Source organism: Flavobacterium aurantiibacter (assembly GCF_002251775.1).
GTDB lineage: Bacteria > Bacteroidota > Bacteroidia > Flavobacteriales > Flavobacteriaceae > Flavobacterium > Flavobacterium aurantiibacter.
On sequence record NZ_NOXX01000220.1, the window covers coordinates 31,699 to 51,621 of the forward strand.

Sequence of the window (19,923 nt, forward strand, 5' to 3'; positions counted from 1 at the left end):
TTTGAATATGGTAATTCGACAAATTTATACGCCTTGTTTGGCACAAGCCAGTTACTTTTTGGCTTCCGATGGAGAGGCCGCTGTTTTTGATCCATTGCGCGAAACACAGCCTTATATCGCCGAAGCACAGCAGCTTAACGCAGAAGTAAAATACGTTTTTGAAACGCATTTTCATGCAGATTTTGTTTCAGGACATCTCGATTTAGCTGCGAAAACCGGCGCTTCGATTGTTTACGGACCAAATGCTACGCCTAGTTTTGAGGCGTTGATTGCAAACGATTCGCAAGAATTTTACGTGGGTAAGTGCAAGATACAAGTATTGCACACGCCGGGTCACACTTTGGAAAGCAGCTGTTATTTAATTCATGATGAAGACGGAAAACCAACGTATTTAATTACGGGCGATACGTTATTTATTGGCGATGTGGGTCGACCTGATTTGGCACAAGATACAGCTGCCGACTTAACTTCGGAGATTCTTGCCGGAATGTTGTACGATTCGTTGCGTGCCAAAATATGGCCATTACCCGACGATTTGGTAATATATCCGAGTCACGGTGCTGGTTCGGCCTGTGGGAAAAATATGAGCAAGGAAACCTTTGATACTTTAGGACATCAAAAGCAAGTAAATTATGCTTTGAATCCGAGTTTAAGTAGAGAAGGATTTATAGCAGAATTGTTGGATGGATTGGCAAATCCGCCGGCGTACTTTCCGCAAAATGTATTTTTGAATGCAAAGGGCTACGATGCCTTAGATCATGTTTTAGAGCAATCGTTAAACCCACTTTCTGCGGAAGCATTTCGCACGGCAGCCGAGGCAACGGATGTTTTGATTTTGGATGTACGTCACGAAACAGAATTCACGGCCGCGCATATTCCCGGAAGTATTTTTATTGGTTTAAACGGAACGTTTGCTCCTTGGGTGGGATCGGTTTTAGAAGACGTAAACCGAAAGATCTTGTTAGTAACGCCTGTGGGTAAAGAACAAGAAGCGATTACGCGTTTGGCTCGTGTTGGTTTCGACGGCGTTATTGGCTATCTAGACGGAGGTTTTGAATCGTGGCAAGCAGCTGGATTTGAAACAGATTTTATCGAAAATATTTCTCCGGAAGCTTTTGCTGAAGTTTTAAGCGAAGAAACAACTGTTGTCGATGCGCGTAAACCTTCGGAGTATCAATCGGGGCATGTAACTAACGCCTTGAATTTGCCGTTAGATTCGATTAATAGTGCCATACAAGACTTTCCAAAATCTAAATTTTATGTGCATTGCGCGGGCGGATATCGTTCGGTAATTGCCGCTTCGGTATTGAAGAAGAACGGTAATCATCATGCCGTAAATGTATTGTTAGGAATGAATGGAATTCGCAAAACCGAATTGCCTGTAGTAAGCGTTTAAATAAGTGTAGAATTGTGGTGTGAAATAGGTATTTTTGCACCTTCAAAACAAATAAATAGAATTAACTGATTAATTATGACTAAAAAAGTGATTTTCGGCTTACTGGCAGCCGTGTCCATCGTTGCGTGCAGTAAAGTTGGCGAAAATGAATTTATCATTACCGGAGAAGCTAAAGGTGTGAAAGACAGCACGAATGTTGTTTTGCAAAAGCAAGATTCTACTGGAATCGTTTCTATTGATACTGTTAAAGTTATCGATGGTAAGTTTAAAATTGAAGGTCAAGTTAAAGAGCCGTACTTACACTTTATTGCCATTAACGGTATTCAAGGTGGTGTGCCTTTGATTTTGGAATCGGGTGAAATTAACGTAAAAGTGAACAAAGATTCCGTTCAAAACTCAACCGTTGGTGGAACTAAAAACAACGATTACTTGACGGATTACAGCAATAAGAGCAAAGAAATCAACAAAAAGATGATGGCTTTCCAGAAAGCAAACATGGAGAAGTTCAATCAAGCTCGTGCTGCAAACGACACGGTTACGATGAACGACCTTATGAAGAAAAACAATCAGTTTGGTGAGCAGTTGAAAAACATGAGTTTTAAACACATCGATAAAAATAAAGATTCGTTCTTGTCGGTTTATTTCATCAACCAGTTTATCAACCAGCCTGATGCTGATTTAGCGAAATTGGAGAAGCAATTCAACGCCTTGACAGATGATTTGAAGAAAACTTCAGTTGGTAAGAAAATCAAAGAACGTTTTGAAGCCATCAACAATACTAAAGTAGGTAGCACTGCTCCTGACTTTTCGGCTAAAACTCCAGATGGAAAAACGGTGTCTTTGAAGCAATCGCTAGGTAAACTTACCATCATCGATTTCTGGGCTTCTTGGTGTCAGCCTTGTCGTCAGGAAAATCCAGCTATGGTAGCGCTTTACAATGAGTTTAGTCCAAAAGGTTTAAAAATCATTGGTGTTAGCTTAGATAGCGAGGCTAAAGCGTGGACAGAGGCTATTGAGAAAGACAAGTTAACGTGGACACAAGTTGCAAATTTGAAACCACAGTCTGATCCAATCGCCCGTAAATATAATATTTCTCAAATTCCAACTACTTATTTGTTGGATGCAAAAGGCAAAATCATTGCTGTGAATTTGAGAGGTGAGGAGTTAAAAGCAAAGGTACAATCCCTTTTAAACTAATATGAAAAAGCTACTATTGCCTATTTTAGGCTTGTTTTTATTGGCATTTGCAGTTGTAAATGGCGATTTCCAGATTCAAGGAACTGCCAACGGACTCGAAGGCAAAACAATCGTTTTCCGAAAGCAAGACGAAAAGTTAGGCTTGGTGGCAGTTGACAGTGCAAAAGTTGTTAACGGAAAATTCTCTTGGAAAGGTAAAGTAACTGAGCCGGAAATTTATTTTGCTGAAATTAAAGATACAGAAAGCCGTGTTGCTTTCATCTTGGAGAGCGGTAAAATTGAAATTACACTCTTAAAAGACAGCATTGGAAGCAGTGTTATTGGGGGAACGCAAAACAACAAAGATCTACAAGGATTCAATGTTAAAGCAATGACGATTTCGCGGAAAATTCAAAAATTCCAAGAAACCAATAACGAAAAGATGCAGCAAGCACAGAAAAGCAACGACACCGCTACTGTGAATAGCCTCATGAAGGAATTTGGGAACTACCAAAAAGAACTTATGAATATGGCTGCTGAATTTCCAAAGAAAAACCCAAAGTCGTTTATCTCGGTTCTGTTTGTCGACAATATGTTCAATGCGCCTGAAGTTGATATCGAAGAAATCAAAAAAGTTTACAATAGTTTGGATGCTAAAATCCGTGCTACAAAACCAGGTTTGAAAGTTTTGAAGAAAATTCAGGATTACCGCTCAGTAAATATTGGCGATCAGGCACCCGATTTTTCCGCTGCTAGCCCCGATGGTAAAACAATAAGCTTAAAGGAGTCGCTCGGTAAAGTTACCATAATCGATTTCTGGGCCAGTTGGTGCGGTCCGTGTCGACGTGAGAATCCAAATGTTGTGAAACTGTATAACGAGTTTCATGCCAAAGGATTGAACATTATCGGTGTATCACTCGATAAAGACGCAGCTAAGTGGAAAGAGGCTATTGAAAAAGACCAACTTGCTTGGCCACATATTTCAAACCTCATGTTTTGGGACGAACCCATTGCAGCAACTTACGGCGTAAAGAGTATTCCGGCAACTTTCATCCTTGATGAAAATGGAAAAATTATTGCACGTGATTTACGAGGCGAAGAACTTCGCGCTAAAATTGCAAGTATTTTAAAGTAAAAAGTGCATATCAAATCAAAAGGCTTCCAGTTTTGGGAGCTTTTTTGTTTTAGCATTAGCCGATTTTAGGTACAGCATATCAATTTAAAGTCCTGCTCGACTTTTGCTGCTTTTTAGCTGCCTAAAAACGTCGGTAACCAACCCTAATTCAAATCCAGTTATCAGACTATTTAAAAACTAGATTTTCTAAAACAAACTAAGCTGCGCATCAGGTTCCAAAGGTTCAGCCACAGCCTTTAGCTTAATTTTATTTCTGTTTTCAAACGAAGTTATAGATTCGCGTTGCAGCCACAAACCTACTTCCTCAGCTTCTAAAACAACGGGCATGCGTTTTTTGCTGTTGTGAATTTCGGCCATTAATTCGTTTGCCTGTGTGGTAATAATTGAAAAGCTCAGAAAACGTTTCCCCCAATTTTCGTAGCTATTGAAAATACAGGCGAGCGATAACAAGTTGTCGCTAGTTGCAGAAATTTCAAATAAGCGTTTTTGTTTGCCTTTTGCATCCAGCCATTGGTATTCAAAAAACGATTGTACAGGCAGTATACAGCGGTTGTTCAACGACGACTTAAAAACGGCTTTTTCCGCCAATGTTTCAATTCGAGCATTCAAAGTATTGGTTTCTTTGCGAAAAGCGTCGACAGATTTTGCGAAATCAGGAATGAGTCCCCAGATGCCAAAATCGGCAGTATTTGGCAGTATCAACGGTAGTTCGGGATAGCTAAAACCGCTAACTTTTGCTCGGTGTGTTTCGTCGGGAGCAATAGCGCCGTTTTTATCTTTGAATTTCTTGCGGTATTGCTTTTCGATAGTCGACAGTTTTTGAACGGGATTTACAAAATAGCACATACCAACTTTGGTTTAATTTTTTGGATAAGAAACAATTAGTCCCAACATTCCATGAGCAGTAAATCGCCCGATTCGTGTTCTATTTTTACGATACCGTCATCGGCGGCGGCGTTGCTGTTTCCGTTTCGGTAACCCAATGTAAGCGATTCGTTATTAAGCGGGTACAGCAAGTTTACAGTTCGAATGCTGTTCACTAAACCAAGGGGAACGAGCGATAATACAGTATTTTTCGGATACCATTTTTCGAATTTTCGCGGCAAAAGTATCACCCGAGAATAGTCGTCGTAAACGGTGATTTTTAACGATTCGCGATAAGGTGCCAGCAGCGATAAGTTGCAAAACGCATGATCGGCTCGGCGTCCGGTAGCCCAAACCACATTCACGGCCGGATGTCCGTTTGCAATAAGATAATCGAATGCTTTTTCGAGATCGGTTTTGTTTTGATCGGGTGCCGAGATAAATTTTAAATCAGTCTGATTTTCAGCGATAAGCGCTTTTGTTATCGAGTCGAAATCGCCTAAAACAATATCTACTTTTATACGTTTCGCGAGTAGCCTTTCGATTGCCCCATCGAGTGCCACTACTACGGGCGACCATTCGAGTAGCTGTCCGAGCAGTTCGTCGCTGCATGCGGCACCGTTGGCAATGATGAGCGCCGGTTCCTGATTGTCTTTAACGATATGATGTGACGACACGAGTTTCAAAATTCTATGAGTTCCAAAGGAAAACAATTCTTTGCAAGAAACAAAATGCACCACTGCCGCAGGTTCGCAAGTGTTGAAATTAGTCCATAAGTAATTAGGAAATCCCCAAATTTTCTAATCTTTAAATCTTTAAATCTTTAAATCTTTCAATCTTTCAATCTTTCAATCTTTCAATCTTTCAATCTCGAAATCTTTCCTTCTTCCGGCCAGCTTTTCCCGCCATTTGTTTCAAGTACGCACCAAAACGGGGTATTTTGCACGTGCAGCTCACGGCTTCTTTCAGTCGCCGCAGCTTTCGGCAAAATAGCCCGTTTTGCTTTGCGCGCTTTCCACGTCTGTCGGGGCTGGAAAATCCGTAACCAACGTTTAGTGGAAAAAAGTGCTATAAAGAAAGTTAACTTTGGCTTTTGTAACCAATCGGGCAAGTTTTCTCGCTCGATTAACTTTAACTAGAATCGATAATTGTTGCGTTTCCCTAAACCTTATACTTCAAATTTACACTAGCAATATTGGCGTTTAAATCGGTACTGCGGTCGTAATGTCCTACACGAAATTCGAGCATGGCCCAATGCGGGTTTCCAAACAAGCCGTTCTCCGGCGCCATCCGAACACCAATTCCGTAAAAATTACTGTGAAAAGGCGATAAGTCGTAGTTGCTCGTACGGTACTGCTCCGCTGCTGTGTGCTCGCCGTACGCTTTAAAATACTTAATTCGCGTCTGGTCGTAATAGCGATAAAAAGGCGTTAGCGAGAAAAAAGGCGTGATTTTTACTGGCAATTCCAATTCTGCGGTATGCGATTGCATATCCCAATCATCCGTATAAAAACGATAAAAAGCACGAACAATTAAATGATCGCCAAGGAAATAAGACAACCTACCTCCAATCGGAATTTTCGTTCGCGTATCGGGTAAATTCTCCTGCGATACCGTACCATCGTTCAGATATACACGGTGAAAAGGCAAACTCAAATACCCAGTTTGTTGCACGTAATCGGCCGTTAAGCTTACTTGCAAATTCTTATTAATTGCCTGTGCATAACTCAAACTTCCTGCAAACGTATTCCGTGCTTCCGTTCCGCCGTCGTCCTGACCCTGACGTAGCTCTATCGGTTTGATAATCTTTACCTGATCGAGAAACGCCTGAAATCGTGCGGTAAATTCGCCGTTTCGGTCTTTCGTTTTTTGAATGAATGCCGCAGTTCCGTTAAACGATTGGTAATCGTATTCGGTCGACGATCCCACGCCAATAGCAAACGAACGTCCTTTGTCTATCTGCTCAGCAGTATACAACAAACTAGGATACACGCGAATATCTGAAGATGATGCCGAAGTATTGGCTTGTAAATCAACGCGATCCGAGGAAGCCGACGTGTAATGATCCACACCAATTTCTACATCCAACGTATGTTTCTTTCCCGTCTTGCCGTATTTCACTAAAGTTACATCAATCACATTGGCAATGTCGGTTAGTTTTTGCGAACCAATACCGCCTGTAACCGAAGCATTATCGCCATTTTGCCGGTAATACGACGAAACGAGATTAACCTCCTCGATTTTTAATTTAGTGGGTTTGTAACCGGTTGAGTCTTTTGGCGTTTGTGCCTGTATTTTGAAAAAAGCGAGCAAAGCCAAGCCGCTGATAACTATTTTTTTCATCGAATGTTCTTTTGGGAATTAATTACAACCACAGCCACCGCCTACTTTTCCGGAACTTGCTCCACCAGAGCCTTCGCGGTAACTCTGAAAAGACAACTCCGTTTTTGAAACCTTGCGCGGCGCCAGTGTCATTTCGCTGTCGTTAATTTTTGATTTTTGATAGCCTTTTAACGACGTGCAATTTGCGCCAGTAAACGATACAAGCGCGAGAATTGCCAGCTGAAACAGATTTTTCATTTTAATTGAATTTGACTGGTTTTAAATAAATTGTTCTGATCATCTATAACAATAGCATGAACTTCAGGAATTTGCTCGATGAGGTACAAGCCACTTTTTATTCCCATGACGCTCACGGGCGTTGCCAGCGCGTCGGCCAGCTCGGCATTTGGTGCGATGATCGTTACACTTTTAATGCCTTGAACCGGTAATCCGGTCTTTGGATTTATCGTATGCGAATAACGTTTTCCGTTAATCGTTATAAATTTTTCGTAAGTGCCCGACGTGGCGATCGCTCTGTTCGAAATACTGAGATACGAAAACGGTGCATCTCTCAAATCCGGATGTGCAATTCCCACTGTCCACGGATTTCCATTGGGCTGCGTTCCCCACGCACACAAATCGCCGCTCGCATTCACAATACCGTCTGTTACACCGGCTTTTTGAAGCACCAATTTCACCTTTTCGGCAGCAAAGCCTTTCCCAATGCCTCCAAATCCAAGGCGCATGCCCTTTTCTTTCAGAAAAACTGTTTTCTCCGATTCGTTTAAAATCACATTTTTGTAATTCACTAAATGCACACTTTGCAAGGCTTTTTCTGGCGAGGGTAGGGAAGTCATCGTTCGATCAAAATTCCATAAACTCTTGTCAATGCCGCCGTATGTTATGTCGAACGCACCTTGCGTTATTTCCGAAAGGAATAAAGATCGTTGTATTAAATCAAAAGTCTCATCGGATACACAAACAGCCGCAATGCCAGCCTGCGCGTTTATCTGCGCCGTTTCACTGGTTTCGCTATAGGTAGTTAGTATTTTTTCAATGCGTTTTACTTCTGCGACAGCTGCAGCAACCAATTCTTTAAAGGCAGCTTCACTAGCAGTTACCATGGAAAACGTGAACATGTTTCCCATAAGTTTTTCGCTATGTGTGAAGGTCTCCATGATTTATTTACTACACAAACTGCGTACTTCGTCGGTAAATTCTTGAACGCTCGTTTTAGGCTTCCCGCTCCATTTCCGAATTACTTTTCCGTTTTCATCCAGAAGTATCGTAAGCGGAAATTCGCCATCTGGATTGTACTTTTCGGCAAGTGCGTCATTTTTTGCTTGCTGTTCTGCACTAAGCTGATTGGCTTTTCGTCTTGGAAAATCGGCGTTTAACAGCACCAATTTGGTTTCAGCCATAGCGCTAAATGTCTCACTGTCTAAATAATTCTTCCGCGTTTGAATACATGGCGCACACCAATCAGAACCGGAAAAATAGAGCAATATGTTCTTGTGTGATTCGCTGGCTTTTTGTTTAGCGGTAGTGAAGTCGGTTTCCCATTGCAGCGGAAGTAAAACAGCTGCTACTGTGATGAAAAAAAATCTGTAAATCATTAGATAAATTTACAGTTTATAACGTCCGATTAACCCAAGTATTTCAAATCAGACGTAATTTGGATTTAGTTTAAGTCGTTCAACAATTCTTAAAATTCCTTAGACTAAAAAAACATCAGAAAATTGCTTTCTCAAATCGCTAATTTTAAGATTTTGATTAAGTAAAATACTATTAATCAGTCAATTTTAACTTTTCTTCTTCTTTTTCTGCGCTTGAGTTTTCAATAAATTTCGATTTACCGAACCATGCGTTTTCTTTTTAGTTTTCGATGGTCCGCCTAAATTTACTTTCTTGTTTTTCGCTGCTTTCTCTTGAAAAGCTTCTCCTTTGGGCTTTTTTGCCGCGCGACTAATTTCTTTCTTAAACTTTTGCTCTTTCTCCCAAGCGTTCAAAACTTTCGAAATCTGTACATCCTCCGGAATTTCGCATACTTCTATCTCGCGATTCATCAAAATTTCAACGTCTAAACGCGCATTTTGATCTTTCGGCCCACAGAAGGAAATCGCCGTTCCACCCATGCCGGCACGTCCGGTACGCCCAATTCGGTGAATATAAGTTTCGGGTTGTTCCGGAAATTCAAAATTTATAACTTGCGAAATATTGCTAATATCCAATCCGCGTGCCATCACATCCGTAGTAATCAAGCCTTTTACCTCTGATTCCTGAAAAGCACGAATGGCATTTAAACGGTAATTCTGTGTCTTGTTGGAGTGTATGATTTCAATTTCAGCTTCAAAATCTTCTGCCAATTTATCGTACACCAAATCGGCCATTCGCTTGTTATTCACAAAAATTAAATAACGCTCAAACTCCTCTTTTTGAAGTAGATACTTCAGTAAATTTAATTTGGTATTGAAATTAGGCAAATCGTAAACCAACTGGGTAATCAGTTCAATGGGTGTTCCGCTAGGCGCCAACGACACTTCCTCTGGATAATCAAAATAATCTTCCAGCATATCATCTACATCGTCGGTCATTGTTGCTGAGAAAAGTATATTCTGTCTCTTGCGCTTCATCATCGAGAAAATCGACGTAAGCTGCGGTTTGAATCCTAAATTTAGGAGTTCGTCAAATTCATCAATAATCAGTTTGTTCACTTCATCCAAGCGCAAAACGCCGTCGAGCGCCAAATCCATAACACGGCCGGGCGTTCCTACCACGATATCCACACCTTCGTAAATCGCCGTTTTTTGCGTATTGATGTTTACGCCGCCAAAAATGCCTAAACTTTTAATAGACATGTACTTAGTGAGTTTTTCAACTTCGCCTAAAACTTGTACAACCAACTCGCGCGTCGGAACTAAAATCAGAATTTTCGGATTCAGCGATCGGGTAAACTGATACATTTTTAAAACCGGAATCAAATAGGCTAAGGTTTTTCCCGTTCCGGTTTGCGCAATTCCCATCACATCGCGTCCGGAGCAAATCACCGAAAAAGCTTCTTTCTGAATAGGAGTAGGCGTGCTAAATCCTAAATCGTTTAGGGCGTTTTGTAAACCTGCTGTTAAGTTAAAATCTGAAAATCCGGACATCGCTAAAATTTTGGCAAAGATAGCTTTAATTTTTTGGGGGCAACCCGCTCTCCCTACGCAAATCCGAGCAAGCGGGTCGGGCTTTCGCTCATAGTCCTCGCGGCGTTGCCCTCGCCGGTCAACGCGCTGCGGGCTAATCCGCTCTATCCCTTGCCCAACAAACGTCCGTACGAAGAAGTTTCAAACCTTTAAAAGTCGCTATTAAATCCCAGCAAGGGCTTTCTTATTCACACCTAAACCAAATAAGGCGTAATCGTACTTCACCGGATCACTGGCATCAAATAACCGCAATTGCGTATCGAGCTCCAACAAAGCCTGTGCATCGTTTTGTTTTCGCTTCAATAGTCCCAATTCACGTGCAATTCCGCCGGAATGAACGTCGAGCGGACAAGACAGTTGCTGCATTTTTACACGATCCCAAATTCCAAAATCAACCGCAGCGGCATCTTTCCGTACCATCCAGCGCAAGTACATATTAATACGCTTAGCTGCACTGTTTTTCAGCGGATCCGATACGTGTTTAAAGCTTCGTAAAGCTGTAGCTTCTGCAAAGAAGGCCGCTCGAAACGTACTAATGCACGTTTGCAAACGTTCGTCGTCGGTGATAAAGAAATTTTCTAAACTGTCGTTTGTTTGATACAATCTGCGAAGCGATAAAATAAACTGCCTAAAATCGAGTCCGTTAAACGTTCGATGCACAAAATCATCGAGCTTCTGCTGCTGTTTCGAACTGCTGTTCATCACAAAATCGTAGGGCGAATTTCCCATTAAGTCCATCATTTTGGCACCCGATTTCAAAATGGCCGCTCGGTTTCCCCAAGAAATGGTCGCAATCAAAAAACCAGCAATCTCAATGTCGGTACGCGATTCAAACGCATGCGGAATACGAATCGGATCGGCAACAATAAAGTCGCGCCGGTTATATCGTAAAACCAGTTCGTCGAGATATTCTTTCATTAATTCGTGTTCCATAACTACTTTTCCTCAAACGGGCAGCGCTCACTGCTGTTCATTAGTTGAAGTTCGACCGATTTCTTTCGAGTAAAATCCGTCTTTTAATTCATTCGTTCTCATTTGCGGAATGATGTTCAATTGCTGTTTAAACAGTTCGATGATGTTCACATTCGTGCAAGGCAAAGGTCCGTCACCTGTTCCGTAATAAAAAAAGTTTGGCGTTGGCGAATAGTACTTTAAATTCTCTTCCGTAAAAGTCTCAAAACCAACTTCGTAATTCTTCGAATTCGGTTCAGGAATAACAAGTTGTTGCAGCTCTATTTGTTCCGACTTTTGCATGTGTTCGTTTGCGGTAAACGATTTAAAATCAATTAGTAACGCAATTGCAATCGGACAAACAGCAGAAAAAACATAACCCAAACGAAAGAGTTGGGGCTGTAACTTAATCTTATTGCAAATCGACATAATCAACCAAGCACTGAGAAATAAAAAGTCGATTAGGAAAAAACGAAATTGCGGTGAACTAACAAACACAATCGTAAAGTGCACCAAAGCAAACAAATACGCAATTCGGTAATTTTGTATCGTTCGAAATTCGAGCGTAAAAGGTGCAATCAAAAAAAGGAGCACAATGCCTTTATTGAAAAAACCGTCGATTCCTGAAAATTGAATCCAAACGACAAATTTTTCTCCTAGTGAAAGCGTTTTGTAGTTCGGAATCGCCAAAAATTCGTGATCGGCAATCATCCGATTGATGAATTGCAGCAATCCGTCGGGCATCCGCCAATCAACATTCAATCCGCCAAAAGCAAACGGATAGAACGGAAATCCCGTGAGCAAAGCGTTCTTCGCCAGCCAAATCAAACCAAAACAGCTTCCAACAGTAGCAGCAAATCCGAAATTCTTATTCTTTAAAACGAGTAGCACCACCAAAGTCGCCGACAAGGGTGCAACCGTAATTTTCACAAACGTGATGAAAATCAACAAAATAATCGCCATTTTGCTTTGTTCGTTGAGCTGATTTTCAGAGTTTAGAAATAGAAACAAAGCAATTTGTCCGAGAAGCATTACCGGAAAATCGGGCGATGGTGCATTGATGAATTGAAATGTTAAGGCATTGAAAAAAAGCAAGGCACCAATCCAATGAAAACGCTTGCTGTCGCGATAACGTTTTTCAAATTCCAGAAGAAAGTACACGCTACAAACCAACAGTAAAAATCCATTGATGTCGTTTAAACGATTTGTCCAAAAGTGGAAGTTAAAACCCGCTTGCAGCACCTGCCACGGCGAACTCTGGCCGAACGAGACGTTAAAGTTGGCAAGTCCGGGCACAAATCCGTATTCATTAATCCATTTTATTGTTTGGATGTAATAACTTTCGTTGTCGAGAATTAAAGGCGCTAAAGCCGATTTAAATAAGGCTGCTACTAAAAGTACAAACAAATTCAGTTTTCCTAATTTCGGCAATTGCTTGCATTGCGAGAAAAAGTAGCGCCATTTTGCTTGCGCAGCAGTTGAAAAACGAAACAGCAAAAACGCGCTTAGTGCCAAATTCCCCAAAAACACTTCGATTCCGAGCGGTATGGCAAATGCCAGAAGGCAAAGTACTGCCGTTTGCGCCATCATGCCCAAGACCATTGTTAATGGCAAAGGCGTGGTTCGCCATCGGAAAATTCGTTCAATCGCTATTCCAGTGCCGAGAAAACAGCAGAGAAAAAATAGCCAACTGAATAGAATTAACAGCATTTAAATCAGAATTTTACCGTCGGAAATAACCAACTTTCGGTCGGCCATCTCTGCGAGTTCTTCGTTGTGCGTTACAATGACAAAAGTTTGTCCGAACTCTTTTCGCAAGTCGAAAAACAACTGATGTAAATGCTTGGCGGCTTTGGTATCTAGGTTTCCAGAAGGTTCGTCGGCAAAAACCACAGCTGGTCGGTTAATTAGTGCTCGAGCTACTGCTACGCGTTGTTGCTCGCCACCAGAAAGCTCGTTTGGGCGGTGTTGTAAACGTTCGGATAAGCCTAAAAACTCGAGTAGGCGAGTGGCTTCTTTTTCCGCATCTGCCGTTTTAGTTTTCCCAATAAAAGCAGGTAAACAAACGTTTTCAAGTGCCGTAAATTCGGGTAAAAGTTGGTGAAATTGAAAGATAAATCCCAAAGATTGGTTGCGGAAGTTTGCCAATTCCCGGTCGTTCATTTTCAAGACATCGACATCGTTGATCCGCAGTTCGCAATTCGCTACGCTCGTGTCGGCCTTGTCGAGAGTTCCGAGAATTTGGAGTAAGGTCGACTTCCCCGCACCACTTTGCCCGACGATAGCTACAATTTCTCCTGCAGCTATCTGTAAATCAATGCCTTTTAAAACGTGTAAGTTGCCGTATTTCTTATGAATATGGGTTGCCCGAATCATACCTAAAATTTGCTGCAAAGTAAGAAAGTTTTGCAGCTTTACACCTGATAAAGTTTCGTTAAACGAAAACGCTGCCCAAGAGTGTCGGCGTACCTTTGTTCGTAAATAATTTTGTCATGCGAAGATTGATTTTATTGCTGTTGACAGTCTTAACCACTTCATGTCATTCGCAATCCAATTCTAAACCACAACCTATTAAGAAAGCTCAAAATATGGAACTAGCAACTTTTGCAGGCGGCTGTTTTTGGTGTACCGAAGCCGTTTTTTTAGATTTAAAAGGCGTAAAAGCAGTACAGTCGGGTTATACAGGTGGAAAACGGCCCAATCCAACCTACGAGCAAGTTTCATCGGGCGCTACCGGACATGCCGAGGCGATTCAAATTGAGTTCGATCCGTCGGAAATATCTTATGAAGAACTGTTGGAAGTGTTCTTTGCCACGCACGATCCAACCACACTAAACCGTCAGGGTGCCGATGTGGGTACACAATACCGAAGCGAAGTGTTTTATCACTCCGATGCGCAAAAAGAAGCTGCTGAGAACTACATTGCTCAAATGACTGCCGCGCTAACTTTTAAAGATCCGATTGTAACGAAAGTAAGTGCCGCACAACCTTGGTATCCTGCCGAGGATTATCACCAGAATTACTACAAGCGCAACACCTCACAATCGTATTGCCATTACGTGATCACACCTAAAGTAGAGAAAGTACGTAAAGTTTTTAAAGACAAGTTGAAGTCGTAAAGTGTTGTTTGGCACAGCGTTTGAAATTAGTATTGAAAAACCTGTGATGAACTTAGCTTCCATTTCGCCAACAAAACGCTTGTTGTTTTGCATTCTTTTGGATGTCATCGGAACTTTATCGTACAGTTTGCCAGTGTTGGGCGAGTTGAGCGACATTTTTTGGGCGCCAATAGCGGCCATTTTGTATCGAAAATTATTTTCCGGTGCAGGCGGTTGGTTGGGCGCCGGAGTTGTTTTCTTAGAAGAGTTGCTGCCTTTTAGTGATGTTATACCCACTTTCACACTTTCGTGGATAGTAACAAATGTGTTTTCGATTCAGCCGCGAACGCTGAATAAAAACGCTTAGGATTTTGTGTCGGCTTTAAACAACAAATTGAAACTGAGCTGTCGGATTAATTTTCTTCCAAAAGGGAAAAAAAATTTCGATTGTCCGAAAACCCATCCGATTCCCATCAGCATGAAAGGATAGAGTGGAAGTACTAGTACGAGAAGAATGACATAATACAGAAACAGCCCTATATTTTCTTGGCTTAGAGACAGATATTCCATTAGGGCTTTAGAAATTCGAGCAGCAGACGTTCCTGTAATCGCAAAAACAACGAGCACCACGAAAAGTTGCACATTCGAACGAATTCCCCATTTTTCTTTTAACCGACTCATTGAAATCTGCGTGGTTGGAAAGTTCCCAAGTTAACGTTGTTTTGAAGTTGAAAGTAAGTTAAATAATTGAACAGAAGGTAATTAACTTCATACCCGTAATTTATTCTAGGATTGTATTCAATTTGAGTCAAAAAGAGATTACTACTTCCTTGCGTATTAGCTTTTATATTCCACTGTTGAACCCAAACCTGATTTCGCGCTTCTAAATAAGACTGTGAATAGAATCCACGAGGCGCTGCACGCTGTAGCCAGCTGTTGAATCCAGAATCAAAAATTACTACTTCGTATTCTAAACTGTCGTTTGCTATTCGAATGGTATCGTTTACAGCTTTCGCAGAATCGACGTTATTCAAATTACCACTGCTGCAATAGGTACACACCACCGCAAGCGCTGCAATAAAAAAGCCGACAACCTTACCATTCATTTCCATGAAGTAAAGTTCGGAAAAAATAGCGTTAAAAGTTAGCCTTGTTGCGTCTTTAACAACGAAATAATTTGAGCTGCCAATTCACTTCCAATGCGGTCTTGCGCTTCTAAGGTTGCGGCACCAATGTGCGGTGTAAGTGAAATATTTGGATGCATTAGTATCCGAATTTCTGGATTCGGTTCGTTCTCAAAAACATCTAATCCAGCAAAACTAACCTTGTTGCTATCCAGAGCTTTAATGAGAGCTACTTCATCTAAAACACCGCCTCGAGAACAGTTAATGATGCCCACACCGTCTTTCATCGCGTCGATTTCGGCTGCACCAATTACATAACCGTTTTCCTGAGCCGGAACGTGTAAGGTAATAAAATCAGAATGGCGTAATAAATCTTCAACCGGTTCGGTTTCAATTTCTACATTGATGAATTGCCCGTTGTAGAAATCTAATCGAATTTCAGCTTTTCCGACAAACTTATCGGCAGCAATAACACGCATACCCAAGCCAACAGCCATTTTAGCAACCGCTTGTCCGATACGCCCAAAGCCAATAATTCCAATTGTTTTACCACGTAATTCACGGCCATTTGCGTAGGCTTTTTTAAGCATTTCAAATGCCGTTTCGCCTTCCAAAGGCATATTTCTATTCGAATCGTGTAAGAAGCGAATGCCGCTAAACAAATGCGCAAAAACCAGTTCGGCAACCGATTCTGAAGAGGATGCCGGTGTATTGATCACGTGCTTACCAGCAGCGCGCGCATAGTCGACATCAATGTTATCCATACCCACACCACCGCGGCCAATTATTTTTAGTCCGGCACAAGCATCGATAATATCTTTTCGCACTTTGGTAGCACTTCGAACCAAAAGTACCGAAACATCGTTGGCATTGATGTAATTGGCAACTTGCTCTTGAGCAACTTTCGTAGTAATTACTTCAAAACCTGCTTTTTCAAGCTCAATTTTTCCAATTTCAGAAATTCCGTCGTTTGCTAATATCTTCATTATGCTTGTTTTTCAAATTCTTTCATTACGTCGACTAGTGTCTGCACGCTTTCTATTTTCATGGCATTGTACATAGATGCTCGGTAACCACCCACAGAGCGGTGTCCGGTTAAGCCAGAAATGTTAGCCGCTTTCCAAAGGGCATCGAATCGTTCTTGCAAACGCTCATCGGTTAAAACAAAAGTAGCGTTCATAACACTGCGATCTTCTCCCTGAACCGTCGATTTAAACAACGGATTTCGGTCAATTTCCGCATAGAGCAATGCCGCTTTCTCTCTATTTCGCTTTTCTGCCGCAGCTAAACCACCGTTGTTTTTAATCCAACGCATGGTAAGCAACGAAGTATATACCGCAAAACAGGGCGGCGTGTTGTACATGCTTTCTCCTTTGATATGCTTTTGTAAATCGAGCATACTCGGAATCTCACGTCCGGTTTTGCCTAAAATCGATTCTTTAACCACAACCAATGCCACGCCCGCCGGACCCATATTTTTTTGAGCACCTGCGTAGATATAATCGAATTTGGAAAAATCGAGCTCTCTGGAAAAAATATCGCTACTCATGTCGCATACCACGGGAATAGTTACTTCGGGAAACGATTGTATTTGAGTGCCGAAAATAGTATTGTTACTCGTTAGGTGCAGGTAACTGGCGTCTGGCGAAACACCGATTTCTTTCGGAATGTAATTGAAATTAGCATCTTTTGAACTTGCAGCAATTTCAACTTCGCCGAACAAACGCGCTTCTTTCGCTGCCGCAACAGCCCAAGTACCCGTTTCTAGATAACTGGCTTTTTGATTGGCGCCCAACAAATTATAAGGAATCATTGCGAATTGTAAACTCGCACCTCCATGCAAAAACAAAGCTTGATATCCTTTATTTTCTAAGCCTAAAAGTTCTAGGGCAAGGGCTCGTGCTTCATCCATAACCGCAACAAAATCCTTACTTCTGTGTGAAATTTCCAGCAGAGATAAGCCCGAGTTGTTGAAATCTAGCACTGCCTCAGCCGCTTGTTCAAAAACTTCTTGTGGTAAAATACTTGGTCCGGAGCTAAAATTATGTTTTTTCATAGGTATGGAAAATCGAGTTGCAAAAATCGGCAACACACACTTCTTCCAAAAACGAAAGCGTACAATTTAAAAACAGTTTATTAACAAAAACGTTGTAGTTAATCGATTTTAAGCAAGAATTCGATCGTGTCTATACCGTCGGCGTAATCCCAAAGTTCTGGTTTTTGTGTGGTTCCGAAAGGAATTGCGCCCGACAAAGGCAAGTTGGAAACCAAACATTGAATTTGATCTGCTTTGGCATTTAATTGCGATTGAAGTTCGGAGAGATCCGTGTAGAATTCATAAAAAACTGCTGCAATCGGCGAACTAAACGATTCGTCTTCCACTAAAATTAAAAAGCCGTTATCGTAAATCTGTCGATTACTCATCATGAACACGGCTTTGTTGTAGTCGTAATTATTACAATATTTTTCTAGTTGTAGCACATCGCTTCGGTGATAAATACCTTGATAAAAGTGCGCCATATCGTATTTCTGAGGCAGATATATTTTAGAAACGTTTCGGCAACCTAAGCCAAAATAGGTAAAGATATCAGTTGCCAATCCTGCTAAATCTTCGGCGGTTTCTTCTCCACTGAGTACAGCTATTCCGTTTCGATTTTTCCGGATGATATTTGGCTTGTTTCGGAAGTAATACTCAAAGTAGCGCGCACTATTGTCGCTTCCCGTTGCAATCACGGCATCAAAATCAGTTAGTTTTTCTTCTACGAAAGTGTAGGCATTAGCGAAATCTGGAGTAATAGATTCCAATAACTGCACTACGGCTGTGGTAAGCTGCTGATCGGACGAAGATCGTTTAATCAACGCATGATTTCCAGACAACCAAACGCATAAAATGTCGTGAAATCCAACCAATGGAACGTTACCGGCTAAAATTAACCCGATTCGTTTAGGCGATTGGTTTTCAGTAATCGCATATTTTGTTAGCCAGTGCTCTAATTTTTCAACTGTAAAGTTCTCCGACCAACCTTGTAAGCAAAAACGGAGCATTTCTTCGGTGTACCAACCGTTATGATGTACCGCGCGACTCAGCCACTGCTGCACATTTTTTTCTGCGGAAGTAAGCGAATCTGTTGAAGCAGTTTCATTCAAAATCCGAGAAAATGCGGCTCCTAATTGCACTAATGATTGAATTTTCGCTTGCAAAGTCATAAAGTTGTTTGTTAATACGTTTGTTTGCACGTAATTTTGCAACAAAAATAAGTGAATTCACGAGCAATATCACTTTCAAATAGCGAAGCATGGCCATAATCATTACAGACGAGTGTATCAACTGCGGAGCTTGCGAGCCCGAGTGTCCGAATACTGCAATTTATGAAGGCGCAGACGATTGGCGGTACAAAGACGGAACCGCTCTTAAAGGTAAAATTGTACTTCCCGACGGTACCGAAATTGATGCTGAGGCACCGCAAACGCCTATTTCTGACGAGGTGTACTACATCGTTCCCGGAAAATGTACAGAATGTAAAGGTTTTCACGACGAACCTCAGTGCGCTGCCGTTTGTCCGGTCGATTGCTGTGTACCCGATCCGAACCACGTGGAAAGCGAAGAAACCTTGCTTAACAGACAAGCGTTCTTACACAACAGCTAGATCACACAAACCAAAATAGGGCAGCTGCCTTATTGCACAGATATTCTCAGAGTTCCATTTTTACATCGTTCTAGTAAATAATCTAGAGCGTTGAAAAAATGGAACTTTTTATTTGTTCTGATTCTAGCGGCTGAAATGTTTGCTGCTTGTTCCAACGGTACTGGAGGATGGTACTGTTGCCGTTGCCGTTCTCGAAAAGCAATAACTTAATGTTCATTCAAAATAAAAGCCGAAGTTAGAAAGCGTTTAAATGTTGAGTTTTAGAAAATATCGTAAGAAATTTTTCATAATGAAGCTTGAAAAAGTCACTTTCCATGATCTAATAAAGTTTTTTAGGTCGAACACACAGTAAAGTATTTTGTGCGTGAAATTGAAATCTGCTTAAACCTGAGTTAACGCTCGGGTTTTTGGCATAAAAAAACCGATCACTTTCGCAATCGGTTTTTGTGAAAATTTAAGAAGAAACTATTCGATAGTTACTGGAAAAGAAACTTCGATATCGGTGCTTCCACCTGCGTTCGTGATGATACCTTGATCTACTCCAGTTCCGTTTTTGTTCAACTCGTGACGCAAGGTAAAGGTGATACTTCCCGTTCCTGCAGTTGCAGCAGTTTGCAAGGTAAATGTTAAACCAATCGGATTGTTGTTGCTGTCGGCATCGGTGTACGTAAATGTACCAACCGTTCCCGTAGTTTGGTAAAAGAATTGGTGCTCTTCATCTTTTTCCAAAATCTCAGGATTTTTAATTTCTGCTGGAGTTTCTGTTTCATTTTTTAAAACGATAGCACCCGTATAAGTAGTGCCAGCCGTTAAATTTCCGCTAACTACCGAAACAGGTAAACCAGGTCCGTCTCCGTCTAAGTCCCTAGAAACTAAAGTGATCGTTTCTCCACCTCCGGTCAGTGTTACTTCTATAGTTGTAATAACCTCTTCTTCAATTACTTGCGAAGCGCTGTCGTCGTCGCATGAAGTGAATAATGCCGTTGCTAAAGTTGCGAAGATAAATACTTGTTTTTTCATGA

General features: G+C 41.4%; 22 protein-coding genes. 6 read left to right on the plus strand and 16 right to left on the minus strand.

Annotation, left to right across the window (positions count from 1 at the left end; all coding sequences use genetic code 11):
• The first annotated feature begins 7 nt into the window (after positions 1-7).
• From CHX27_RS13255 to CHX27_RS13265, 3 genes are all read left to right on the plus strand, one after another.
• Entirely contained in the window at positions 8-1,396 is a 1,389-nt protein-coding gene (locus tag CHX27_RS13255; RefSeq protein ID WP_094487241.1) for an MBL fold metallo-hydrolase, read from the plus strand.
• Between the two features lie 75 nt (positions 1,397-1,471).
• Positions 1,472-2,593, plus strand: a complete 1,122-nt coding sequence (locus CHX27_RS13260) for a TlpA disulfide reductase family protein (protein ID WP_094487242.1) — start codon at positions 1,472-1,474, stop codon at positions 2,591-2,593.
• A gap of 1 nt (position 2,594) precedes the next feature.
• Entirely contained in the window at positions 2,595-3,707 is a 1,113-nt protein-coding gene (locus CHX27_RS13265) for a TlpA disulfide reductase family protein (RefSeq protein ID WP_094487243.1), read from the plus strand.
• Positions 3,708-3,893: 186 nt separating this feature from the next.
• Here the strand turns inward: CHX27_RS13265 and CHX27_RS13270 are convergent, their stop codons facing one another.
• The 10 genes from CHX27_RS13270 to CHX27_RS13320 form a co-directional block, all read right to left on the minus strand.
• Positions 3,894-4,553 carry an SOS response-associated peptidase gene (locus CHX27_RS13270; RefSeq protein WP_094487244.1) on the minus strand — a complete coding sequence of 220 codons (660 nt, stop codon included), beginning with the start codon at positions 4,551-4,553 and terminating at the stop codon, positions 3,894-3,896.
• Between the two features lie 35 nt (positions 4,554-4,588).
• Positions 4,589-5,248: a thiamine diphosphokinase gene (locus CHX27_RS13275; protein ID WP_094487285.1), complete on the minus strand. Its 660-nt coding sequence runs from the start codon at positions 5,246-5,248 to the stop codon at positions 4,589-4,591.
• Between the two features lie 484 nt (positions 5,249-5,732).
• Positions 5,733-6,914: a DUF3570 domain-containing protein gene (locus CHX27_RS13285; protein ID WP_094487246.1), complete on the minus strand. Its 1,182-nt coding sequence runs from the start codon at positions 6,912-6,914 to the stop codon at positions 5,733-5,735.
• 18 nt (positions 6,915-6,932) lie between these two features.
• Entirely contained in the window at positions 6,933-7,151 is a 219-nt protein-coding gene (locus tag CHX27_RS13290; protein WP_094487247.1) for a DUF4266 domain-containing protein, read from the minus strand.
• Entirely contained in the window at positions 7,148-8,071 is a 924-nt protein-coding gene (locus CHX27_RS13295) for an FAD:protein FMN transferase (RefSeq protein WP_094487248.1), read from the minus strand. Before CHX27_RS13295 ends, CHX27_RS13290 begins: the two co-directional genes overlap by 4 nt.
• 3 nt (positions 8,072-8,074) lie before the next feature.
• Positions 8,075-8,509, minus strand: a complete 435-nt coding sequence (locus CHX27_RS13300) for a thioredoxin family protein (RefSeq protein WP_094487249.1) — start codon at positions 8,507-8,509, stop codon at positions 8,075-8,077.
• Between the two features lie 186 nt (positions 8,510-8,695).
• Positions 8,696-10,042 (minus strand): DEAD/DEAH box helicase, encoded by a 1,347-nt coding sequence (locus tag CHX27_RS13305; protein WP_094487250.1) that lies wholly within the window; start codon positions 10,040-10,042, stop codon positions 8,696-8,698.
• Between the two features lie 201 nt (positions 10,043-10,243).
• A complete protein-coding gene (locus tag CHX27_RS13310) occupies positions 10,244-11,014 on the minus strand; it encodes a TIGR02757 family protein (RefSeq protein ID WP_094487251.1) in 771 nt (256 codons plus the stop codon).
• Positions 11,015-11,041: 27 nt separating this feature from the next.
• A complete protein-coding gene (locus CHX27_RS13315; protein WP_394335705.1) occupies positions 11,042-12,742 on the minus strand; it encodes an LIC_10190 family membrane protein in 1,701 nt (566 codons plus the stop codon).
• Positions 12,743-13,408 carry an ABC transporter ATP-binding protein gene (locus CHX27_RS13320; RefSeq protein ID WP_094487253.1) on the minus strand — a complete coding sequence of 222 codons (666 nt, stop codon included), beginning with the start codon at positions 13,406-13,408 and terminating at the stop codon, positions 12,743-12,745. It abuts the gene before it with no gap.
• A 116-nt stretch (positions 13,409-13,524) separates the two neighbouring features.
• Between CHX27_RS13320 and msrA the strand changes: the two genes are divergently transcribed.
• Positions 13,525-14,151: a peptide-methionine (S)-S-oxide reductase MsrA gene (gene msrA / locus CHX27_RS13325; protein WP_094487254.1), complete on the plus strand. Its 627-nt coding sequence runs from the start codon at positions 13,525-13,527 to the stop codon at positions 14,149-14,151.
• A gap of 46 nt (positions 14,152-14,197) precedes the next feature.
• Positions 14,198-14,497: a hypothetical protein gene (locus CHX27_RS13330; RefSeq protein ID WP_094487286.1), complete on the plus strand. Its 300-nt coding sequence runs from the start codon at positions 14,198-14,200 to the stop codon at positions 14,495-14,497.
• Here the strand turns inward: CHX27_RS13330 and CHX27_RS13335 are convergent.
• The 5 genes from CHX27_RS13335 to CHX27_RS13355 all read right to left on the minus strand — a co-directional run bounded on the left by CHX27_RS13335 (position 14,494) and on the right by CHX27_RS13355 (position 18,491).
• Positions 14,494-14,811: a DUF6787 family protein gene (locus CHX27_RS13335; RefSeq protein ID WP_094487255.1), complete on the minus strand. Its 318-nt coding sequence runs from the start codon at positions 14,809-14,811 to the stop codon at positions 14,494-14,496. The two genes, CHX27_RS13330 and CHX27_RS13335, sit on opposite strands and share 4 nt — an antisense overlap.
• Positions 14,808-15,242, minus strand: coding sequence for a DUF6146 family protein (locus CHX27_RS13340; protein WP_243389009.1), 435 nt, complete (start codon positions 15,240-15,242; stop codon positions 14,808-14,810). The genes CHX27_RS13335 and CHX27_RS13340 overlap by 4 nt, the downstream gene beginning before the upstream one ends.
• A gap of 32 nt (positions 15,243-15,274) precedes the next feature.
• Positions 15,275-16,240, minus strand: coding sequence for a D-2-hydroxyacid dehydrogenase (locus tag CHX27_RS13345; RefSeq protein ID WP_094487256.1), 966 nt, complete (start codon positions 16,238-16,240; stop codon positions 15,275-15,277).
• Complete coding sequence (gene serC / locus CHX27_RS13350; RefSeq protein ID WP_094487257.1) at positions 16,240-17,310, minus strand: 3-phosphoserine/phosphohydroxythreonine transaminase; 1,071 nt, start codon at positions 17,308-17,310, stop codon at positions 16,240-16,242. The genes CHX27_RS13345 and serC overlap by 1 nt, the downstream gene beginning before the upstream one ends.
• A gap of 98 nt (positions 17,311-17,408) precedes the next feature.
• Entirely contained in the window at positions 17,409-18,491 is a 1,083-nt protein-coding gene (locus CHX27_RS13355) for an acyl-CoA reductase (protein WP_243389010.1), read from the minus strand.
• A gap of 59 nt (positions 18,492-18,550) precedes the next feature.
• Between CHX27_RS13355 and CHX27_RS13360 the strand changes: the two genes are divergently transcribed.
• Positions 18,551-18,901: a 4Fe-4S dicluster domain-containing protein gene (locus CHX27_RS13360; RefSeq protein WP_094487258.1), complete on the plus strand. Its 351-nt coding sequence runs from the start codon at positions 18,551-18,553 to the stop codon at positions 18,899-18,901.
• A 465-nt stretch (positions 18,902-19,366) separates the two neighbouring features.
• Here the strand turns inward: CHX27_RS13360 and CHX27_RS13365 are convergent, their stop codons facing one another.
• Positions 19,367-19,921, minus strand: coding sequence for a hypothetical protein (locus CHX27_RS13365; protein WP_094487259.1), 555 nt, complete (start codon positions 19,919-19,921; stop codon positions 19,367-19,369).
• Positions 19,922-19,923 lie beyond the last annotated feature (2 nt).

Bases quoted from the DNA above. Each gene is read 5' to 3' on its own strand.
- CHX27_RS13255 (WP_094487241.1), top strand. From the start codon at position 8: ATGGTAATTCGACAAATTTATACGCCTTGTTTGGCACAAGCCAGTTAC.
- CHX27_RS13260 (WP_094487242.1), top strand. From the start codon at position 1,472: ATGACTAAAAAAGTGATTTTCGGCTTACTGGCAGCCGTGTCCATCGTT.
- CHX27_RS13265 (WP_094487243.1), top strand. From the start codon at position 2,595: ATGAAAAAGCTACTATTGCCTATTTTAGGCTTGTTTTTATTGGCATTT.
- CHX27_RS13270 (WP_094487244.1), bottom strand. From the start codon at position 4,553: ATGTGCTATTTTGTAAATCCCGTTCAAAAACTGTCGACTATCGAAAAG.
- CHX27_RS13285 (WP_094487246.1), bottom strand. From the start codon at position 6,914: ATGAAAAAAATAGTTATCAGCGGCTTGGCTTTGCTCGCTTTTTTCAAA.
- CHX27_RS13290 (WP_094487247.1), bottom strand. From the start codon at position 7,151: ATGAAAAATCTGTTTCAGCTGGCAATTCTCGCGCTTGTATCGTTTACT.
- CHX27_RS13295 (WP_094487248.1), bottom strand. From the start codon at position 8,071: ATGGAGACCTTCACACATAGCGAAAAACTTATGGGAAACATGTTCACG.
- CHX27_RS13300 (WP_094487249.1), bottom strand. From the start codon at position 8,509: ATGATTTACAGATTTTTTTTCATCACAGTAGCAGCTGTTTTACTTCCG.
- CHX27_RS13305 (WP_094487250.1), bottom strand. From the start codon at position 10,042: ATGTCCGGATTTTCAGATTTTAACTTAACAGCAGGTTTACAAAACGCC.
- CHX27_RS13310 (WP_094487251.1), bottom strand. From the start codon at position 11,014: ATGGAACACGAATTAATGAAAGAATATCTCGACGAACTGGTTTTACGA.
- CHX27_RS13315 (WP_394335705.1), bottom strand. From the start codon at position 12,742: ATGCTGTTAATTCTATTCAGTTGGCTATTTTTTCTCTGCTGTTTTCTC.
- CHX27_RS13320 (WP_094487253.1), bottom strand. From the start codon at position 13,408: ATGATTCGGGCAACCCATATTCATAAGAAATACGGCAACTTACACGTT.
- msrA (WP_094487254.1), top strand. From the start codon at position 13,525: ATGCGAAGATTGATTTTATTGCTGTTGACAGTCTTAACCACTTCATGT.
- CHX27_RS13330 (WP_094487286.1), top strand. From the start codon at position 14,198: ATGAACTTAGCTTCCATTTCGCCAACAAAACGCTTGTTGTTTTGCATT.
- CHX27_RS13335 (WP_094487255.1), bottom strand. From the start codon at position 14,811: ATGAGTCGGTTAAAAGAAAAATGGGGAATTCGTTCGAATGTGCAACTT.
- CHX27_RS13340 (WP_243389009.1), bottom strand. From the start codon at position 15,242: ATGGAAATGAATGGTAAGGTTGTCGGCTTTTTTATTGCAGCGCTTGCG.
- CHX27_RS13345 (WP_094487256.1), bottom strand. From the start codon at position 16,240: ATGAAGATATTAGCAAACGACGGAATTTCTGAAATTGGAAAAATTGAG.
- serC (WP_094487257.1), bottom strand. From the start codon at position 17,310: ATGAAAAAACATAATTTTAGCTCCGGACCAAGTATTTTACCACAAGAA.
- CHX27_RS13360 (WP_094487258.1), top strand. From the start codon at position 18,551: ATGGCCATAATCATTACAGACGAGTGTATCAACTGCGGAGCTTGCGAG.
- CHX27_RS13365 (WP_094487259.1), bottom strand. From the start codon at position 19,921: ATGAAAAAACAAGTATTTATCTTCGCAACTTTAGCAACGGCATTATTC.